This window comes from Salinifilum ghardaiensis (genome assembly GCF_054491345.1).
The window spans coordinates 1,313,587-1,331,177 of record NZ_CM137101.1 but is presented as its reverse complement, the minus strand read 5'-3'; the positions used below and the strand labels follow the sequence as shown (position 1 = coordinate 1,331,177).

General features: G+C 69.3%; 21 protein-coding genes and 1 CRISPR repeat array. Of the genes, 13 read left to right on the top strand and 8 right to left on the bottom strand.

The features are described 5' to 3' along the window. The first annotated feature begins 14 nt into the window (after positions 1-14). Positions 15-152 carry a hypothetical protein gene (locus ACVGV0_RS06045; protein ID WP_459158869.1) on the top strand — a complete coding sequence of 46 codons (138 nt, stop codon included), beginning with the start codon at positions 15-17 and terminating at the stop codon, positions 150-152. Between the two features lie 66 nt (positions 153-218). Here the strand turns inward: ACVGV0_RS06045 and ACVGV0_RS06040 are convergent, their stop codons facing one another. Together ACVGV0_RS06040 and ACVGV0_RS06035 are read right to left on the bottom strand one after the other, a co-directional pair. Then, positions 219-722, bottom strand: coding sequence for a P-loop NTPase family protein (locus ACVGV0_RS06040; RefSeq protein WP_459158868.1), 504 nt, complete (start codon positions 720-722; stop codon positions 219-221). 36 nt (positions 723-758) lie between these two features. Further along, entirely contained in the window at positions 759-1,130 is a 372-nt protein-coding gene (locus tag ACVGV0_RS06035) for a hypothetical protein (protein WP_459158867.1), read from the bottom strand. A gap of 115 nt (positions 1,131-1,245) precedes the next feature. Between ACVGV0_RS06035 and ACVGV0_RS06030 the strand changes: the two genes are divergently transcribed. Continuing rightward, positions 1,246-1,701 carry a phosphotransferase family protein gene (locus ACVGV0_RS06030; RefSeq protein ID WP_459158866.1) on the top strand — a complete coding sequence of 152 codons (456 nt, stop codon included), beginning with the start codon at positions 1,246-1,248 and terminating at the stop codon, positions 1,699-1,701. A gap of 543 nt (positions 1,702-2,244) precedes the next feature. Continuing rightward, a complete protein-coding gene (locus ACVGV0_RS06025; protein ID WP_459158865.1) occupies positions 2,245-3,453 on the top strand; it encodes a YcaO-like family protein in 1,209 nt (402 codons plus the stop codon). A 47-nt stretch (positions 3,454-3,500) separates the two neighbouring features. On the opposite strand, the gene ACVGV0_RS06020 is transcribed toward ACVGV0_RS06025, so the two are convergent. Beyond that, positions 3,501-3,641 carry a hypothetical protein gene (locus ACVGV0_RS06020; protein WP_459158864.1) on the bottom strand — a complete coding sequence of 47 codons (141 nt, stop codon included), beginning with the start codon at positions 3,639-3,641 and terminating at the stop codon, positions 3,501-3,503. A gap of 484 nt (positions 3,642-4,125) precedes the next feature. On the opposite strand from ACVGV0_RS06020, the gene ACVGV0_RS06015 reads away from it, so the two are divergent. From ACVGV0_RS06015 to ACVGV0_RS06005, 3 genes are all read left to right on the top strand, one after another. Beyond that, the gene (locus tag ACVGV0_RS06015; RefSeq protein WP_459158863.1) at positions 4,126-5,064 is read left to right on the top strand and encodes a tyrosine-type recombinase/integrase; all 939 of its coding nucleotides are present in this window, start codon (positions 4,126-4,128) and stop codon (positions 5,062-5,064) included. Between the two features lie 103 nt (positions 5,065-5,167). Continuing rightward, on the top strand, positions 5,168-5,320 hold the full coding sequence (locus tag ACVGV0_RS06010) for a hypothetical protein (RefSeq protein ID WP_459158862.1): 153 nt from the start codon (positions 5,168-5,170) through the stop codon (positions 5,318-5,320). Positions 5,321-5,921: 601 nt separating this feature from the next. Continuing rightward, complete coding sequence (locus ACVGV0_RS06005) at positions 5,922-6,197, top strand: chorismate mutase (RefSeq protein WP_459158861.1); 276 nt, start codon at positions 5,922-5,924, stop codon at positions 6,195-6,197. Between the two features lie 147 nt (positions 6,198-6,344). On the opposite strand, the gene ACVGV0_RS06000 is transcribed toward ACVGV0_RS06005, so the two are convergent. The 5 genes from ACVGV0_RS06000 to ACVGV0_RS05980 all read right to left on the bottom strand — a co-directional run bounded on the left by ACVGV0_RS06000 (position 6,345) and on the right by ACVGV0_RS05980 (position 8,997). Continuing rightward, entirely contained in the window at positions 6,345-6,944 is a 600-nt protein-coding gene (locus ACVGV0_RS06000; protein WP_459158860.1) for a hypothetical protein, read from the bottom strand. Positions 6,945-7,156: 212 nt separating this feature from the next. Beyond that, positions 7,157-7,606, bottom strand: a complete 450-nt coding sequence (locus ACVGV0_RS05995; protein ID WP_459158859.1) for a hypothetical protein — start codon at positions 7,604-7,606, stop codon at positions 7,157-7,159. Beyond that, a complete protein-coding gene (locus ACVGV0_RS05990) occupies positions 7,600-8,118 on the bottom strand; it encodes a hypothetical protein (RefSeq protein ID WP_459158858.1) in 519 nt (172 codons plus the stop codon). The genes ACVGV0_RS05995 and ACVGV0_RS05990 overlap by 7 nt, the downstream gene beginning before the upstream one ends. Before the next feature lie 189 nt (positions 8,119-8,307). Then, complete coding sequence (locus ACVGV0_RS05985; RefSeq protein ID WP_459158857.1) at positions 8,308-8,613, bottom strand: hypothetical protein; 306 nt, start codon at positions 8,611-8,613, stop codon at positions 8,308-8,310. Next, on the bottom strand, positions 8,614-8,997 hold the full coding sequence (locus ACVGV0_RS05980; protein ID WP_459158856.1) for an SAV_915 family protein: 384 nt from the start codon (positions 8,995-8,997) through the stop codon (positions 8,614-8,616). It lies immediately after the preceding gene. A 131-nt stretch (positions 8,998-9,128) separates the two neighbouring features. Here ACVGV0_RS05980 and ACVGV0_RS05975 point away from each other — a divergent pair, with 131 nt between their 5' ends. The 7 genes from ACVGV0_RS05975 (at position 9,129) to cas7e (ending at position 17,589) form a co-directional block, all read left to right on the top strand. After that, the gene (locus tag ACVGV0_RS05975; RefSeq protein WP_459158855.1) at positions 9,129-9,263 is read left to right on the top strand and encodes a hypothetical protein; all 135 of its coding nucleotides are present in this window, start codon (positions 9,129-9,131) and stop codon (positions 9,261-9,263) included. Between the two features lie 826 nt (positions 9,264-10,089). After that, a complete protein-coding gene (locus ACVGV0_RS05970; protein WP_459158854.1) occupies positions 10,090-10,386 on the top strand; it encodes a tyrosine-type recombinase/integrase in 297 nt (98 codons plus the stop codon). 172 nt (positions 10,387-10,558) lie between these two features. Beyond that, positions 10,559-10,952: direct repeats of the CRISPR family, unit length 28 nt; unit sequence GGATCACCCCCGCGTGCGCGGGGAGCAC. Between the two features lie 309 nt (positions 10,953-11,261). After that, entirely contained in the window at positions 11,262-13,757 is a 2,496-nt protein-coding gene (cas3, locus tag ACVGV0_RS05965; protein ID WP_459158853.1) for a CRISPR-associated helicase Cas3', read from the top strand. Further along, complete coding sequence (locus tag ACVGV0_RS05960; protein ID WP_459158852.1) at positions 13,754-14,137, top strand: hypothetical protein; 384 nt, start codon at positions 13,754-13,756, stop codon at positions 14,135-14,137. Before cas3 ends, ACVGV0_RS05960 begins: the two co-directional genes overlap by 4 nt. A 71-nt stretch (positions 14,138-14,208) precedes the next feature. Then, positions 14,209-15,870: a type I-E CRISPR-associated protein Cse1/CasA gene (gene casA / locus ACVGV0_RS05955; RefSeq protein WP_459158851.1), complete on the top strand. Its 1,662-nt coding sequence runs from the start codon at positions 14,209-14,211 to the stop codon at positions 15,868-15,870. Then, the gene (gene casB, locus ACVGV0_RS05950) at positions 15,863-16,453 is read left to right on the top strand and encodes a type I-E CRISPR-associated protein Cse2/CasB (RefSeq protein ID WP_459158850.1); all 591 of its coding nucleotides are present in this window, start codon (positions 15,863-15,865) and stop codon (positions 16,451-16,453) included. Before casA ends, casB begins: the two co-directional genes overlap by 8 nt. Beyond that, positions 16,450-17,589 (top strand): type I-E CRISPR-associated protein Cas7/Cse4/CasC, encoded by a 1,140-nt coding sequence (gene cas7e, locus ACVGV0_RS05945; protein WP_459158849.1) that lies wholly within the window; start codon positions 16,450-16,452, stop codon positions 17,587-17,589. Before casB ends, cas7e begins: the two co-directional genes overlap by 4 nt. Positions 17,590-17,591 lie beyond the last annotated feature (2 nt).

The following is a 17,591-nucleotide window of genomic DNA, read 5'->3' as shown; positions in this document are numbered from 1 at the left end:
AGCTGGTGCAGGTCTTGGCCGACTCCGTCGCGGACATCGACGACCGGCTCGGTGAGACCGAGGACGCCGTGCTCAGCGGCATCGTGGAACAACTGCTCGCCGAGCTCTTCCCGGACGATGGGTCCCGGGGAACCGGGAGGAGCCCCCGTTGATCCCCTCTGGGCGCGGTGGGGCGAGCCGGGACCTTCGCTCCCGGGGCCGGAAAAACCAACGGTGAGCTACCGAGGGGACGCCGCGGCGAGGAACGCGTCGATGTCGTGCTGCGACCGTAGGTGCGCGAAGCGCTCCGGCGGGGCCTCGGCGAGCGCGGCGAGTACCCGTGGACGGTGCCGGCGGGGGAACGTCCACACGTAGTGCAGGAACTGCCAGGAGATCCGTTCCGGGCATCCGGGGGCCTGCACCGCCCGGCCACGGTGGCGCAGCGTCCGCTGCAGCACTCGGGCGGTACATACCCACCGCGGCAGGTCGAGCAGCACCACGGTGTCAGCCCGCTGCAGCCGCACCTCGAGCGTGGACCAGTAGTTGCCATCGGCCACCCACGCCGGCCCGGCCAACAACCGCTGCTGCTGCGCGCGCCACCAGTCACGATCCGGCCGCTGCCACCCCGGTTGCCAGTAGTGCGCATCGAGGCTGACCAGCGGAACCTCGAGACGCTGCGCGAGGTCGCGGGCGAACGTGGACTTGCCCGCCCCACCGCTTCCCAACACCGCGACCCGCCGCATCCCGGCCGACGCTACCGTGCAGCCGTGCTCACGCACTCAATCCGAGCACCGCTGCCTGCCACCAGGCAAGATGAGACAGATGCCGTTGCGGAGCGGTTCGTTGCCGAGCCGGAGCTGACCCGTTCCGACAAGGCCCTCGTCACGGCCGGCCACCTCGACGGGCATCCGGTGGTGGCCAAGCAGCTGACCAGCCTCGATGCGTACTGGCGTGGCCGGTTCGCCCACGAGATCGCGGTGCACCGCGCCGTCGCGCAGCCACCCGCGCCCGCGGGCCCGCCGCAGCTGCGCGACACCGACGGGCAGCGCGTGCTCGTCGTCGACGACCTCGGCGGAGCTGCGCTGCATCCGCAGCGCTACCCGCAGCACGTGTGCCTGCCGCAGCTGCGCGCCGCGCTGGCCACCCTGCACCGGCTGCACACCTGGACCCCGCCGGCCGATTCCGAGGTGTGGCGGCCGGCCCGGGACGAGGCTGCCGACCTGGCCCGCGCCGAGGCGCTGGGGAGAACCGCGCGACTGGGCGCGGTTGCAGCACCTGCTCGCCACCACCGTCCCGGCCGAGCCGGCCCACGGCGATGGCGTGCCGCCGAACATCCTGCTGACCGGCGAGGGCATCGCGCGGCTGGTCGATTGGGAGTTCGCCGGGCTGCGCCGAGCGGGGTGGGACCTGGCGCTGCTGCACACCCTGCTCACACGCACCCCGGTGGCCCAACACCTGCTGGCCGAACACGCCACCACGAGCGGGGTGTGGGACGGGTTCCCGCTGCAGCGGTCCCTGGCCATCGCCCGCGAAGTCCGCATCCACACCGCCCTGCCCGACGGTCCACTGAGGAACCAGCGGCTGGCGTTGCTGAGCACCGCCTGGCGGCTGCTGACCGCAGACCTACACCGGGAAGCCACACCCGTGAACGGCGGCAGCGCGAAACCGCGCGCGCACCCCCGGAAAATCGGTCCGCTGAGAGCGTCACAGCGCCTGGGGTGATCGCCCTCGACTTGAGGGGACCTCGAAAGTCGAATCAGCCCATAGTGCCGCCTGTTTGCTTCATACAGGAGAACTACCAGCGCACAGTGCCTACGTCGCTCACTGGGAACGGCCGCACCGTGGCGAACCGCTACACCAACTCCCCGCCCGCCACGCCGCATCGGCATCCGAATCCGGCGGGCCGGCAAGCTCGACGACTGCGACCAGGGCTTCGGTGAGTGCGGCCCTGCTCCGATCAGGTGCGTCTGGGTGCCAGGTGTAGTGCGCTGGTGGATCTTGCCCATACCGTCGCCGGACAGCGCATCCACGGCCACGTTTGGATGCTTAACGAGATCTTGGAGGGATTCTCTATGGGTGCTGCTCAAGGCGATATGAAGGTAGCGGAACAGCCGGAAGGCACGCGACTGACGGCCACCGAGGAGACGCTGGCCGCCGAGTCGGCGACGGCCACGACGAACTCGGCACCCGGGGACGCGTAAACGCGTGCCATCCGAAGGTGAGCTCGACAGCGCTCACCGGTGCGGGTCGGTTGGGGAAACCTCGGTGTTCTCCCCGCCGACCCTCGGTGGTGCTGGCCCGGCGACCACGACTATCGAGCAGGTTGCCCTGAGCGTGGGCCTGCGGCCGCGCTGGCGCTCACGGACCGGTGTGGTGTCTCTGTCGGAATGTGAGCTGATCGATGATGCTGGTGCGCCCGCACCGGGTGCTCACGGTCTCGGCAAGGGGAACAACCCGGCCGAAGCGCGTCTTTATGCGCTGAGCGAGGCACTGGAGCGTTTCCTGACAGGCCCGGCGAGCCTGGACAGTGCGGCCGTGCGTTTCATCCCCGCCGAGGAGCTCGCCGACGGCATACTGGCCGACGAAGCGAGCGGCCCACTGCTCAGGCAACTCACCGGAAGCGAAATCGCGTGCTACCCCTACCAGGCACTTCATGCTGGCCGCGACGACGCGACGCTCCCGCTGTACCTGGGTGCCCCGTGGTACGCGGGTCACGACGGACACGTCTACCGGGATCGCGTCGGCGACCGCGCCGATTACCAGGGGCTTTCCCGGTACTCCGTCCAGTCCGGTTATGGCCTCGCACCTACCCAGGATGAGGCCGCTGTCCATGCCTTGCTGGAGACAGTGGAACGTGACGCGTGCTCACTTCTGACGATTCGCGCCTTCATGTCGGGTCGGGTGCCCACAATCATCGACCCGCGGACCCTGCCGGAAGAGCTCGCCCTGCTCCACGACCAGGCCCAGCGTGAAGTCAGCGCCACGATCTATCTTGTCGACGCCACAACCGACCTGGGCATCCCAACCGTTCTCGCCTACTGCACACCCAGCGATGGACCCCTTTATCGCCGAGGCCAAGCTGCCGCGCTCGCCACACGCGACGCCGTCAGCGGCGCGATCACCGAGCTCCTTCAATCCCAAATGCCTCGTACCGCGCCGCCGCCCGTTGCCCTGACCCTGCTGAAGCCCTATCCAGCACTGCACCGCTGCGCCCGCTTCGACCTCACCGACGCTTTGCAACGGGCGCACACCACAGCGTTCCTCGACCAACCTTCGCCCGAAACCCCTCGTGCACAACTGCGCGAGGTTCTCGCCCGTCTGGACGCAGCCGGGTTCACCGCCTACCAACGGCACTTAGCCGTACTACCGGACGACGTGAGCGCTGTGCACACCCTGGTACCAGGCCTGGAACGCTTTTTTGCCATCGTCAACGGGGCGCTCGTTGTTCCCGGTCCCCGCGGCCGAACGTGCTGACGCTCGGGCGATGACTCGGTTGGACCCGGCCGCACCATCTGCGCAAGTCAGGTACTGCTGGCCGCGTCGTGCTCGACCAGCAGCCGCGCCCGCCTCGGCGAGCGCGTTTCCGGCACCCTCCGCTTGCACACGCTCGGTTGTGCCGACCAGCACGCGCCAGCCGCGATCGCCTCGAAGTCGTTCGACATGTGCTCTTCCATTCGGCCGAGCGGGCAGGGCAGCGCCGCTAGCGGTACGGAGCGGAACCCACTCTTCGATTCCAGTGCCATGCGTCGACGTCGCGGAACCGGCTGGGATACAGGTCGGCCTCGTCAACGTCGGGACGACGGGCAGCATCTACCTGCGCGGCACTGCACAGGTCCTCCTCGTGGGTTCGTGACTGCCGCGCACCTGGAGCAACGGTTCGGGCGCCCAGACATTGCGGCGTACCCCCACGGCCCGGCCCGGGTGACGAACGCCAACACCGCAACCTCATCCTCGCCACGCAGCAGCAACGCGCCGGAAACCTGTGCACGCCGACCACGACAACATCGGTGTGCCAGCTCGCCTCAGCGATCTTCACTTTGTTCCAGATAATGGCGTATTATCTTGATCAGTGTGCTCGGCGAGCAGGGACGACATCCTGCTTCGGCGCCGTCGAGCGCGACGCGTTATCTGGAACAGGAGGGGATCGTGGGCACCGTGATCGCCCTGCACGCCGAGCCGCCGCGCGGCGCACCGTCCACTCAGGAGGTGCTGGCCGCGTTCGCCGAGCACCTGCGGACCACGCGCCAAGCCGGCGGCACGAGCACCGCGGAGCAGACGATCCGCTCCTACACCACCGCGCTCGGCCGGCTCGTCGACGAGCAGGAACCGGTAGACCGGCTCGACGCGCAGGTTGTGCAGCACCGGTTCCGGCAGCAGTGGGGCCAGGCCAGCGCCTCGACGTGGAACGCCCGCCGTGCTGCGCTGCGCGCGTTCTCGGACTTCCTGCGCGAGCAGGGTTGGAGCGCCCGCGATCTGGCCGCGGGGCTCGACCGCGCCAGCCTGCCGCGTGCGCAGGACCGGTCGCGCCGTCGCGGCGACATCGAGCGGCTGCTGTCCGACCAGCGCCACGCACTCCGCGACCGGGTGCTGTGGCGCCTGCTGTATGACACCGCCGCGCGCGCCGAGGAGATCCTGGCGCTGAACGTCGACGACCTCGACCTGCGCAACCGGCAGGCCACGATCACCCGCAAGAGCGACATGATCGACCGCGTGACCTGGTCGCCGAGCACCGCCCGCGCCCTGGCGCGGCTACTCGGCACCCGCCGCCGCGGACCGGTGTTCCTCACCCACCGACGCGCGAAAGGCGCCGCCCACGGCGCCGTCGCCGACCGCGACCTCGACCCGGACACCGAGCGCGGCCGACTCGGCTACGACGCCGCGTTGAAGACCTTCAAAACCGCCACCGGCGGGTGGACGCTGCACGACCTGCGCCACTCCGCACTGACCCACGGCGCCGAAGACGGCCTCGCCGTCACCACCCTCATGGTCAAATCCGGCCACCAGGACGTACGCACCCTCGCCCGCTACGCCCGCCCCTCGACCGAACGGGCCCAACGCCAGTGGGAACACGCCCGCGGCGAGTGAGCACGTGGGGCTACGGAAGATCCAGTCGGGGTTCGGGAACCGGGGAACCCCCGGCGGACGTGCAAGATTCTGCCCAGGAGCAACAACGTCCCTGGAGTTCATCATGATCAGTCCCGAACCTCAGAAGCAGAGGCGACGCTTCCGGAAGAACCGTCTGCATGCCTTCCTGCAGCACTACGTGCAACCGATTCTCATCGGTGTGACCACGATACTGATCAGCACGCCGCTCAGTATCTGGCTCACCAATGGGCACTGACCAGCAGCGCATCAGGAAGCGCACGTCTCGGCTGGCGTAGCACGCGTGCCGCTTCGAGGTACCAACTATTTCGGTACCGTGTATTTCCTCAGGGGCGAAATCACCGTCTTCACACCGCGCGTCGACGTTGTGTGCCGAGACGGGGTCGACGCACGCGCTCCGCGTGATGCCGCCTACCGCCCGCACACCTGTCCGTTCACGGAGAGGTGTGCGGGTTTTCTCAAGTGTTCTCGTGCTCCGCCCGCAGGCGCGCGATGATCGCCTCGACTTCGGGGCGGTGGCCACGGGCGCGCCAGCCCGGTGGTGGGTCGACCGCCGCCCCAGCGAGGTGCTGCTCGCCGGCGGGCTGCGCGACACCGCGGCGCTGGCCGGCCGTGGCAGCCCACCACCGGGCACCACGCACAGGACCCCATGCCGCCCGGCGCAGTCGACGGGCACCGCATCACCCCCGGCCTGGCCGGCACGCTGCACGACCACGTGGTCGTCGACACCGCCGCGGCCCGAGCCGCCTCAGGGTCTGAGTAGCAGAGGTACAGGATCCTCCGCTAAGCGTTGAGGGTGTTGATCGTAGGGCACCTCCGTGCTGGGATACTGATCGGCGATGTCTCTTGACGACGTGCGTGCAACGATCGACCAGCTCGACGACCGCATCGTGGCACTGCTGGCCCAACGGCAAACGCAGGTCCGCGCCGCGGCCGCCTACAAGACCGACGAGGACGCCGTCCGCGCCCCGGACCGGCGGACCCGGATGATGGAACGCCTGCGCACCCGCGCGCTGGAAGAAGGAGTCGACCCCACCCTCATCGAACAGGTGTATACCACAATGATCGACTCATTCATCGAACTCGAACTCCGCGAACACCGCACCACCCAGTAAGCACCACCATAAGCCAACCCCTTGCGTACATTTTGATCTTGACCCGCTGGCGAGCAGTGATCAGGAGAAACGCTGACCAGGAACGTCTCAGATACCTAGTACGGTGAAAATCTCACTGAGTTCGTTCAATCGATCCGGCAACTCTCGCTACTCGCCGCGGCGGTCCTTGCGGCGGACAGCAGCGATGGCCAGCCCCATCACGAGCAGCACGACCAGGACGAGGCCGGCGAAGACCGCCAGCGCGGGACCGAGCAGGCCCGGCTCGAGCAGGTAGATCGCCGCGAACACGACCGCCACGACCAGCAGCAACGTCCACACGGTCCGACGCGGGACCATCGGGCGATCGGCCTGCAGACGCATCGCCTCGAAACCCGGGCGCAACTGCAAGACCCCGGCGGCCACGTTGTTCACCTTCGCCCCGTGAAACGCCGAGTGCAGCATGCCGTTGTACACCAGCGCCCAGAGTTGCCGATTCGCTTCGATATCCGGCATGTAGGTACGTACGCGTCGACCTTCGGAATCGCGCAACCGCAGCATCCACCCGAACCACACGCCACGCAGCTCGATGTTCGTCAGCGAGTACGTATCCACCCACTTGCGGTTGACCCGCAACCAGTCAGAGCCAGCGACGAGCTTGAGCCCCCACTCCCGAAGGAGGGTGAAGAGGAAGAGCCCACCGACCAGGCTCCACCCGAACGGATCCGTAACCCAGTCGCTGTCCTCGAGCGACATGATCACCGCGAGCATGACCGTCAGGAGGGTCGCGGCAAACGGCGCAGACCACCACTCCTTGCCGTGAACAACCAGTGCGGGTCCACGGCCCTCTGGTGGTTGCCCAGCGGACGCGGTCGTCTTGGCCGACTCGCGCTGAACGGCAATGACTCGCGGCGGGTCCGGCGGCCACGGTTCCCCGGTCTGCTGATCCGGACGTGGCGGCAGTTCAGTCTCAGCGCTACTCATCAGTCGGTGAACCAGTTCTTGACGTCGTCGTAGTAGTTGTCCACAGCCCATCCCACGCCGGCCGCCACTGCCGTGCCGACCAGCAACGTGCCGCCGGTAGCTGCCACGCCGCCGATGTATCCGGCCCCCGCGAGAGCGGTCATCCCTGCACCCACGCCAGCGCTCGCAGCCGTGCTGGCCGCTCCCTTGGTGACGGCCTTATCCGCAGGTACGCCACTGTCTATCTCGCTCTTGACGCTCCAGGCTGTAGCGAACGCACCGACAGCACCGACACCCTTGATGGACGTGTTCAGCCCTTCTTTGAGAGCAGGACTTCCCGGGATCTTGCTATCAAGGTGCTGAGCCTGTTGCGCCGCAGTCGACGCGGGCCTGGCTTTGGCTTCCCAGTCCAGGTGGTTTCGCAGGACCTGCTGCCGATCCGCATCCGTGAGCGTCGGATCGTTCAGCACAGCCCTGGCACCCTCCGCGTTCTGCTGCGCGGTCTGAGCGATGCCGTTGAGCTTCTTGGCCATCCCGTAAGCGCCGGAGTACGCACCGTGACGACCGGCGCCCACGCCCAACCCTGCGGGACGAGGGCTTCCGGCAGGCTCTTGGTCATCTTCAGCGCCTTCTGCAGCGCGTCGTGCGCCGAGTCCTCCTTGCGCCGAGCCGCTTGCACGGTGGCGTGCGCTTCGTTGAACGCGCGGATCTTGGCCTGGTAGTCGGCGATGGCCTGCTGTTCGGCCGGAGTGCGCTCGGTGGTGTCCGGGCCCGGAGCCGTGGACGGCATCTTCGGCGGCGCCTGCCCGGGGTGCTCGATCGTGGTGGCGGTGACGTTCAAGCCGTGCTGAGCGGCGACCTCGCGCGCTTGGTTCATCTTGGCCCGGACCGTGTCCAGATCATCCGCGAACGCATCCAGCGCGATCTTGCCCCGGTTGAAGTACTCCGTCAGCTCGTCGGCATCCGTGCCGTTGCCCCGCATCTCCTCGCGGAACGACTCGCCCGCCTCGCCCCGCCAGATGGTCTCCGACTCCGAACGCGCGATGCAGCGCCGTGCCGATCTCGTGGCACCCCGCGCTCATCTTGCCCAGCCACTTCGCCGTCTCGCGGCACGAGCCCGAGTCGCCTTCGACGAACGTGTTGATGGCACCGCCGCCGTCGCCCCCAGACATCAGCGTCCTCCCCCGTGCTCACCTGCGTTCGGCAGGCGGTCTTTGCCGTCCTCGTCCGACTGCCGGTACGTGTCCCCGCTCCGCGCCACGTCGTCCGCGGCCTGCGCCACACCACCGCGCAGTCCCGCAGCAGCTTTGGCGAACTGGCTGATCATCTCCTGGACCTTCGCCGTGGAACGGCCCGCGTCGGCTGCAGGAGGAGAAGCCTCCGTGGCCTCATCGATCGTCTGGGTGGACGACCGCAACGTGCTGGCCAACCGCTGCAGCTCGCCGCTGTCGGTGTGAAAACCGCCACCGGACCCCAACTAGCTTCCCTCCTCCTCGGAACTCGTGTGCTGCATCTGCGCCGGCAGCTCCACGTCCCACAGCACCACCTCGGCCCCGCAGTCCTGCTGCACCTGCGAGACCCGATCAGCCGGCACCGCGATCCACGGCTGCGCCTCACCGGCACCCGTGACGAGCCGCTCGTGGCTGGAGTAGGCCAGCATCACCCACTGGCCGGACTCGTTCTCCCGCAGCTCGACCCGGGCCTCGGCATCCTGCGGACCGACCCGCTGCGTGGCGATGAACGCGGTGGAATCGCCGTCGCCCTCCTCCGCGCCGGCGTACTCGGCGCCGGACCGTCCAGGTCGTCTCCGAACACGTCCGCTCCTGATCGTCGCTGTGGCAGTGCCACCGTAGTGGCGCACGAGCCCGCTGTGAGCCGTTCGCCGAACTCACCCCGTGCCCTTCGGCTCAACCTCGGCTGGACCGTACCGAACGCCGAGAGCCGATCAGAGGGTGTTTTTACTTACGCCCAGCCGCGGATAAGGACGGTTATGTGCGAAATCAGAAAGATCGCTCGATCGGAACCGCGATCTGCCCCGGCGTCGGCACCGTCATCGGCGGTGTCGTCGGCGGCATCGCAGGCGGCATGCTCGCCAGCTCGGGCGCCGATGCTGTCACCGGGGACTGAACCCTGCTCCGCACGGACCCGTCGATGATCTCCAGGAGGAGGTTGGCATGAAGGACGGACTGTTCATGACCACGTCCGAGCTGCCGCCCAAGCCCGACCCGGTCTCGGGCGAACCCCGCCCCCCGCGCGCCCCGGGGTTCAACAAGGGGGACAAACCACCCAAGGACCAGGACCGGGACCGCGACCAGAGCATCCGCCGCATGCCGACCCCGCCGGACGGCGAAGGACGCATGCTGGAGTGGTACCGCCACAGCCAGCGCAACGCCATCCTCGCTGGGCTTGGGTCGTACGTCTTCATCGTCATCGGAGTCACCCTCATGCAGGGCTTCGACCTCACCTGGATGACCTTCTGGTGGATGTGGCCCCTGATCGCCCTATTCGCCCTCGGCGTGTACTCCTCGTTCCGGTCGGTCGAATGCGCGGCCGGGGCCGAGTGGCTCAAAGTCGGCAAGAGCTGGGTCCGGCTGTACGAGCTCACCGAGATCAAGGCACGACACCGCAGCCACTCGATCCACCTGGACTTCAAAGACAGCGCCGGACGTGAGCTCATGGTCAAGTCCGACGACATCCAAGAGGACCGCGACATGTGGGACCTCGTCTACAACGGCATCCTGCACTCCGTCATCGCCACGGCACGGTCCACAGCGCCTTCAAAGTGCCCCGCCCCGAAGGCTGGCAAGGATGACATGACGACGGGCCGACTCTCCGCCCGTCCCGGATGGACGCTCGCCCTGTCGATGCGGTGCGTGGTCGCGCTCCGCGCACAACGCATCCGGCAAAAGCAGGAAAAACGGCGACGCGGGAAGGAACGGTCCGAGACCGGCTCGTGTTCCCATCAGCAGCCGGCACCCGGCTCGACTCGCACAACGTCCGCCGAGCCTTCCGCAAGATGGTCCGCGATGCCGGGCTACCGCCGAAGGAGCGGGCACCCCGCGAGATGCGGCACAGCTTCGCCTCGCTGCTCTCCGACTCCGGGGTTCCGCTCGAGGACATCGCCCGACTGGTCGGCCACAGCGGAACCGGCGCGACCGAAACCGTCTACCGCAAGCAGATCCGCCCCGTCATCACCGAGGGAGCCGTCGCCATGGACCAGATCTTCACGATGCGAAACCGGGAGCAGTAGCCGTGTCGGCAGCCCAGGTGGGTGGGCGCCCGGCGGGCCTGCCCACCGGGCTTGCCGCCCCCGCGTGCGCGGGGAGTACAACCGTGCCGACGCGGACCGCGCCATCCGCCACGGATCACCCCGCGTGCGCGAGGAGCACCACGTCGTCCACTGCAGCCGATCGTGGGTCATCGGATCACCCCCGCGTGCGCGGGGAGCACATCGAACGGCGTGCGTGGCAACGCCTGGCGGTGGGATCACCCCCGCGTGCGCGGGGAGCACCGTCGTAATCGGGTGAGCATCTGGGCAGTGGTCGGATCACCCCCGCGTGCGCGGGGAGCACGGCGTCTCCATGGGCGTCATCACAAGTGGTCCCGGATCACCCCCGCGTGCGCGGGGAGCACGGCGCGCCGGTGCCGTCGGGCAGTATCGGCAGGGGATCACCCCCGCGTGCGCGGGGAGCACGTACACGACCACATGGGAGGCGTTGTAGGTGTCGGATCACCCCCGCGTGCGCGGGGAGCACGCCGGTGACGATGAGCGCGGTCGTCCCGGCCCCGGATCACCCCCGCGTGCGCGGGGAGAACCCTTTTTGACCAGGAACGATATCAGCCTGTATGGCGCATTTGCTTCAGGTCGTCAGCAGCCGGGATTCAGGAAGAGGGCACCGAACTGAGGCACGAGCCCGGGGCCGAAGCGCCGTCCGGTGCCGGCGCCACGGCTGCGTCCTCGGAGCTCCCGGAGCCGCCACGTCACTTCTCCGCTGCGCACGAACGAATTCTGCCGTTCCGGCCCACCACTGTCGGAGGCTCGTGGCACGATCGCGAGTGTTGATCATGAACACGGGCAGTGGTCCACCCGCTGCCGAACGTGCCACAGGTTGCGGAGGACATCGGATGGCTGCTGGGGGAACCGGCCTGCCCGTCACGGCTGCGTGGGCCAAGGCCGGACAGGCCGCCGAACCCGTTCCGCACCCCCTGGTCTGCCACCTCATCGACACCGCGGCCGTCGCGGACGAGCTCTACGACGTGCTGCTCGGTCCGAGCGTGCGGACGGAGCTGGAAGCGTGCCTGCACCCGTTGGGACCGCCCCGCTCCGTCGTCGCGGTGCTGTGCGGGCTGCACGACCTCGGCAAGCTGTCGCCCGCTTTCCAAACCCTCCGACCCGACGTGGCCCATGCGCGCCTGCCCGCGAAGAAGTGGGTGTCACGCCCCCTGCAACTCGCCGAACGAGCGCACCGGGCGATATCCGAGCGCACGGACCTCCCGCACGGAGTCGCGACGGCAGCGCACATGGCCGAGCGCCTGCGGCGGATGGGAGTGGCCACCACGACGGCGAACGAGATCGCTTCGGTGATCGGGGGCCACCACGGCACGCTGCCCGCTGCCGACGAAATCGCCTCCGCGCAACGCAAGGCGCGCGACCTCGGCACCGGCCCGTGGACCGCAGCGCGCGACGAGCTGATCGACGCGCTCGCGGACCTGTGGGACTGCCCGTGGCCCGAAAGCGGATGCACCGACGTCGCCCTGCCGCACCCCGCGGCAATCGGGTTGGCGGGGCTGACGACGATGAGCGACTGGATCGCCTCCAACAGCAACTGGTTCGAGCCCCGCCCCGAGGTGGCGGACCTGGCCGCCTACCGCTCGCACGCGGTGTCCAGCGCCCGGCGGGCCATCGCCGATCTGGGCTGGCAACCCTGGCGCCCCGGCGAAACCTCGTGCTCCGAGCTGTTCCCCGACAAGCCGAACGAGCTGCAGCACACCGTCGAGGACCTCGTCGCGGACCGGAACCAGCCGGGCGTGCTCACCGTGGAAGCCCCGACCGGCGAAGGCAAGACCCGCGCCGCCCTGCAGGCGGCCGCCGCGGTGGTGCAGCGCCAGGGCCTGTCGGGCATCTACGTGGGGATGCCGACGAAGGCCACCAGCCGGCAGGTGCGCAGCGAGGTCGACGGGCTGCTCGAGCGGCAGGGCTCCCCGCTGCGGGCGAACGTCGTGTACTCCGGCACAGCGGCCGAACGCAACCCGAAGCTCCCCGTCCGCTACGACGGAGACGTCGGTCGCGACGAGCCGGCACCCGGAGACGACGACGAATCCCCGGGGGCCAGCGAGGAGCCGCAGGAGGAACGCGGAACCAACGAGGCGCGCGAGTGGTTCACCAAGAAGCGCGGGCTCGCCGCGCCGATCGGCGTGGGCACGATCGACCAGGCGTTGCAGGCGGTGATCCGCTCGCGGCACAACTTCCTCCGACTGGCGTGCCTGAGCGGCAAGGTCCTCATCCTCGACGAGGTGCACTCCTACGAGACGTACACCTCGACCCTGCTGGACCGCCTGCTGTGGTGGTGCGGACGATTGGGGATCACGGTGATCCTCATGTCCGCGACGCTGGCCGCCACGCGTCGCGAAGAGCTGATCGGCCAGTGGCGATCCGGCCGCTGCAACCCCGCCTCGGAACCCGAAGAACCCGCCGTGGCGCAGCCCGGCGGCTGGCGTGCCACGTGGTGCGACGGCGTCGACCGGCCGGCGAAAGCGGAATTCGCGGTCAGCGCCCAGAACCCACTCGTCCTGCACTGGGTGCGCGAGCGCTCGCAGCCCGCCCGCGAGGACGCCGCGGACTTCCTCGCGTGGCTCCACGAACACATCGGCGAGCACGGGTGCGCTGCGATCATCCACAACACGGTGAAACGCGCGAAGGCAACCTTCGAACTGCTGAAAGCCGAACGCGCGCAGTGGCAACACCCGCCCGAGCTGTTCTTCCTGACCGGGCAGCTCGACGCCGGGGAGCGAGTCCGGTGTGAGCGCGAGCTGCAGGAGAAGTTCGGCGCGCACGGCGCCGAGCGCCGCGGAATCGTGGTGGGCACGCAGGTGCTGGAACAGAGCCTGGACCTGGACTTCGACGTCATGCTCACCGATCCGTGCCCGGTGGACCTGATCGTGCAGCGCGCCGGCCGCCTGCACCGGCACCACGGGCGGGACCGCCCCGTCACCGAACGCGTGCTGGGGGTCTTCGACCCCCGTCCCGAGGAGGGGGCGCGGCGCAAGGACAAGCGCAGATATCGGTTCGAGTCCAACGTGTACCGGCAGTACCTCAGCATCTCCACGGTGGAGCTCCTGCGCGCCGAACGCACCTGGAACATGCCGGCGGCGGTGCCGAAGCTCGTGCACAGCGTGTACGTCGACGAACTCCGCCCCGAGGACGAGGCGCAGCACGAGCAGTGGGCGCAGTCCCGGTGGCGGTTCGCACGCACCGACCACGTGGACGCCTTCAACGGCGAGGACGCCGCGCTGCGCACCTCGATCCCGAGCCGGAGCCTCAGCGAGTTCACCGCGCGCACGACCAGTCCCAGCCGCACGCGCAAAGACCGCGGCGACCGGGCGCGACAGGAGCAGCGATGAACCAGGACGAGGACGACGAGGTGCGGGAGCCGCTCGTGCAAGCGGCGGTCACAGTGGTGCCCGCGTGGTCCGGCGAATCTGGCGAGCTCCGCAGTCGCGGCGGCCGCCCGGTGGACCCCGCGGCAGCGGAACTGGACGACGAGCTGGCGGAGCACCTGGCGGAGTCGGCGATCACCCTGTCCGCGCCGGTGGACCTCTCCCCCGGCGCCGTGGCGGCGCTGCGCGAATCCCTGCCGAGACCGCCGGCGTTCGACCGCTCGGGCTTGCTGCGCGGACACCACCTGCTTGAACTGGACGCGCACGGCCGCGCGGTGGTGGACGACGTGACCGTCCACCACGACGCGACGTTCGGCCTGCTCGTCCAGGAGCGGTCGACATGAGCGCGGCGCATCCCGCCGCGTCGACGGGAGGACGCACCGCACTGCACCTGTCTCCAACGCACGAGGAAGGCATGTCGACGTTCGATCTGCTCACCGAGCCGTGGCTGCCGGTCGTCACGTGCGACGGCAAGACCGACGAGGTCAGCCTCCGCGAGGCGTTCACGCGGGCGCACGAGCTGCGTTGGCTGGAAGGCGAGTCCCCGGTGGTGACCGCGGCGCTGCACCGGATGCTGCTGGCCTTCGCGCACCGCTGCTACGGGCCCAAGGACGACGCTGCGTGGGAACGGTTGTGGAAGGCGTCTTCGCTGCACGAAAACGAGCAGGACGAGCAGGCTTTCGAGGAGTACGTGGAACGGTTCTCCGACCGGTTCGACCTGTTCCACCCGGAGCGGCCGTTCATGCAGGCGCCCGGCCTGCGGGAGAAGGCGCCGGGCAGTGTCAGCCAGCTGTTACCGCACCGCGCCACGGGGAACAACGCGACGCTGTTCGACCACACCACCTCCGACGAGCATGTGGCGATCTCGCCCGCCCAAGCCGCGCGGTGGCTGGTGACCCTGCAGGCGTTCGACGCCGGCGGCATGAAAACGCCCTACCGCACCGACAAGTCGTCCGAAGCCGGGCTGGCCAACCGGTTCGCGACGACGCTGGTGGAAGGCTCGACGCTGCACGAGACGCTCGTGCTGAACATGCCCCTCTACCATCCGGACGCGGGGTACCCCGAACCGAGCTTCCCGGAGGACTGCCCGGTGTGGGAGCTCGACGACCCGCCAGGACCGGAGCCGGACCAGCAGGGGCGCGCCCCCTACGGCTGGACGGACGTGCTCACCTGGCCCTCCCGACGCGTGCTGCTGCACCCGACGCGCACCGAGCAGGGCCTGCGAGTCGACGGCGCGGTCATCACCCCGGGGACGCGCCTGCGCACCGAGCTGCCGAAGAGCGAACTCATGGCCGCCTTCCGGTACCGGACCAAGAAGCGCGGCAAGAACATCGTCAAAGAAGGCCCGGCGCAACCCGTGGTTCTCGAGGAGCTGCGCGGGGTGTGGCGCCACGCGCGAGAACTGCTCCTCGGCGACGGGGAGGACGCGCACCGCGAACGCCCGCGCACCCTCGCCCACCTCGCGGAGCGGGCCGGTGATGAGCTCCTCTCCCGGGAAAGCGTGTACACGCTGCGCGTGTTCGGCCAGCAGCTCAACTCGCAGGGCGGGGCGGTGCACGCGTGGCAGCAGGAGACGCTGCCCGCGCCGGTGGCGCTGCTGCGTGCCGATCCCCGCAACGACGCCGTGGGGGAGCTGCTCGGCCTCGCCGTCGGCCTGGCCGATGACGTCGGCGATGCGCTGAAGAGGCTGGAACGCGACTGCACCGCCGCTCTCTCCGGCGAGAACCCCTCGCAGCGCCGGTTGCTGGCGCAGTGGTACTGGCCCCGCCTGTCCGAACCGTTCGCCGATCTCCTCAGGGCCTCGGGGCGCGCGTTGAACCTCGACGACCGCGGCCAGCGGCAACGAGCGCTGTTCGACGCCCTCGACCAGTGGCGGGAGGACGTCCGGCGAACGGCGAAGAAGGCCGCGGACCGGTGGGCCGGGAACGTGCCGCGCGGCGACGCCCGCCACCTGCAGGCCCTGGCGCAGTCGATGAACGACTTCGAGGGCCTGCTCATCTGGCTGTGCAAGCAGTTCGACGCACGCACGGGGCAGTACTACGACCCGAACGACGAGGACGAGGACGAGGATGGCTGAGCAGAGCCACGAGGAGCGGCAGCAGCAGTTCGTCGACGACCTGCAGCGGATGGCCGCGAACCTGGCCTCCCAGGAGAACCACCGCGTCCGCGAGGCGCGGCAACGACTGGCGGAACTGCGCAGGGGCGTGGGCAGACCCTACCCGGCGCCGGCCGCCTACGACCTGGTGATGCAGCACGACCCGCCGCACTGGCAGGAGCACGCGTGGCTGCTGACCGCGGGGCTCTTCGCGCTGCACCCGAGCACCGGCTCCGACGGCGGGTCGCTGGGCACCTCCCTGGGATGGCTCAGCCGCCCGGACTCCACCGAGCAGTCCCCGGCACCGTCCGTGGAAGCACGGCTGCGGCAACTCGTCACCGTCGGGCCGGACCGGCTGCCGCACCACCTGCGGCAGGCCGTGCAGCTCCTGCGCGCGCACGCGATCGAGCTCGACTACCTGCGACTGCTGCGCGATCTCTGCGTCCTCGCGTCGCAGGAGGCGACAGCGCACCAGCACGACGTGCGGCTGCGCTGGACGCGCGAGTACTACCGCACCGTGCACGCCAGCAACGGCAAGTCCTCGACGAAAGGGAGGAACACGTGATCCTCGAACTGCACCTGCTGCAGTCCTTCCCGACGAGCAACCTCAACCGGGACGACGTCGGCCAGCCCAAGTCCGTGACGTTCGGTGGAGCCGTGCGGGGGCGCATCTCCAGCCAAGCGATGAAGCGCTCCGCGCGCGGTCTGTTCCAGCACCACGGCTTGGACGTCGAGGAGACCGGCCTGCGCACCAAGCGGCTCGTCGCCGGCGCCGCAGCCCTCATCGACGGCGCGGAGGAGTCCAGTGCGGACACCCGCTCCGTGGTGCGCGAGGGCATCCGCAAGCTGGGCTTCGACGTCGACAAGAACGACCTGACGCAGTACCTGCTGTTCGTGGGACGCACTGCGCAGCAGGAACTCGCCGACTACTGCCGGCGCAACTGGGACGACCTGGCCAAGGCGGCGGCCGCCCGGGGCGGCTCCGACCAGAAGGGCAAGAACAGCAAGAACGACAAGACCAAACCGACGAAGGACGACCTCGCCGAAGGCCGCCGCATCCTCAACGCCGAGCGCGTCGCCGACGTCGCCCTGTTCGGCAGGATGGTCGCCGACAACACCGACTTCAACGTCGACGCCGCGAGCCAGGTGGCGCACGCGATCTCCACCCACGCCGTGGCCAGCGAGTTCGACTTCTACACCGCCGTCGATGACCTCAAACCGGACGGCGAGGCCGGCGCGGACATGATCGGCACCGTGGACTTCAACGCCGCCTGCTACTACCGCTACGCCAACCTCGACACCGCGCAGCTGACGAGCAACCTCGGCGGCGACGGCGAACTGGCCGCGCGCGCCGCGCGAGCCTGGCTGCGCTCGTTCTTCGCGGCACGCCCCAGCGGCAAGCAGAACTCGATGGCCGCACACACCATGCCGGAAACGCTGCTGACCGTCGTGCGCGAGCACGGCAGCTGGAACCTCGCCAACGCCTTCCTCGAACCCGTGGGCGGCACCGACCTGATGACCGATTCGACCCGGAGGATGCTCGACCACTTCAACACGCTGCGCGGCTTCTACGGCGAGGACGGGATCCGCAGCGTCACGGGCGCGGCGCTGTCCTGCGAGCTGCCGGTGCTGGACGCGGCCGACCAGGCCTGGTCCGTCGAGGACCTCACCGAACGCACCCTCGCCGCGACGACGTTCTGAGC

What these genes read in the sequence shown, in the direction of transcription:
- casA (WP_459158851.1), top strand. Translation starts at nt 14,209, where the DNA reads ATGTCGACGTTCGATCTGCTCACCGAGCCGTGGCTGCCGGTCGTCACG.
- ACVGV0_RS06040 (WP_459158868.1), bottom strand. Translation starts at nt 722, where the DNA reads ATGCGGCGGGTCGCGGTGTTGGGAAGCGGTGGGGCGGGCAAGTCCACG.
- ACVGV0_RS06020 (WP_459158864.1), bottom strand. Translation starts at nt 3,641, where the DNA reads ATGTCGAACGACTTCGAGGCGATCGCGGCTGGCGCGTGCTGGTCGGCA.
- ACVGV0_RS06010 (WP_459158862.1), top strand. Translation starts at nt 5,168, where the DNA reads ATGATCAGTCCCGAACCTCAGAAGCAGAGGCGACGCTTCCGGAAGAAC.
- ACVGV0_RS05990 (WP_459158858.1), bottom strand. Translation starts at nt 8,118, where the DNA reads ATGCGGGGCAACGGCACGGATGCCGACGAGCTGACGGAGTACTTCAAC.
- cas3 (WP_459158853.1), top strand. Translation starts at nt 11,262, where the DNA reads ATGGCTGCTGGGGGAACCGGCCTGCCCGTCACGGCTGCGTGGGCCAAG.
- casB (WP_459158850.1), top strand. Translation starts at nt 15,863, where the DNA reads ATGGCTGAGCAGAGCCACGAGGAGCGGCAGCAGCAGTTCGTCGACGAC.
- ACVGV0_RS05960 (WP_459158852.1), top strand. Translation starts at nt 13,754, where the DNA reads ATGAACCAGGACGAGGACGACGAGGTGCGGGAGCCGCTCGTGCAAGCG.
- ACVGV0_RS06000 (WP_459158860.1), bottom strand. Translation starts at nt 6,944, where the DNA reads ATGCTCGCGGTGATCATGTCGCTCGAGGACAGCGACTGGGTTACGGAT.
- ACVGV0_RS06005 (WP_459158861.1), top strand. Translation starts at nt 5,922, where the DNA reads ATGTCTCTTGACGACGTGCGTGCAACGATCGACCAGCTCGACGACCGC.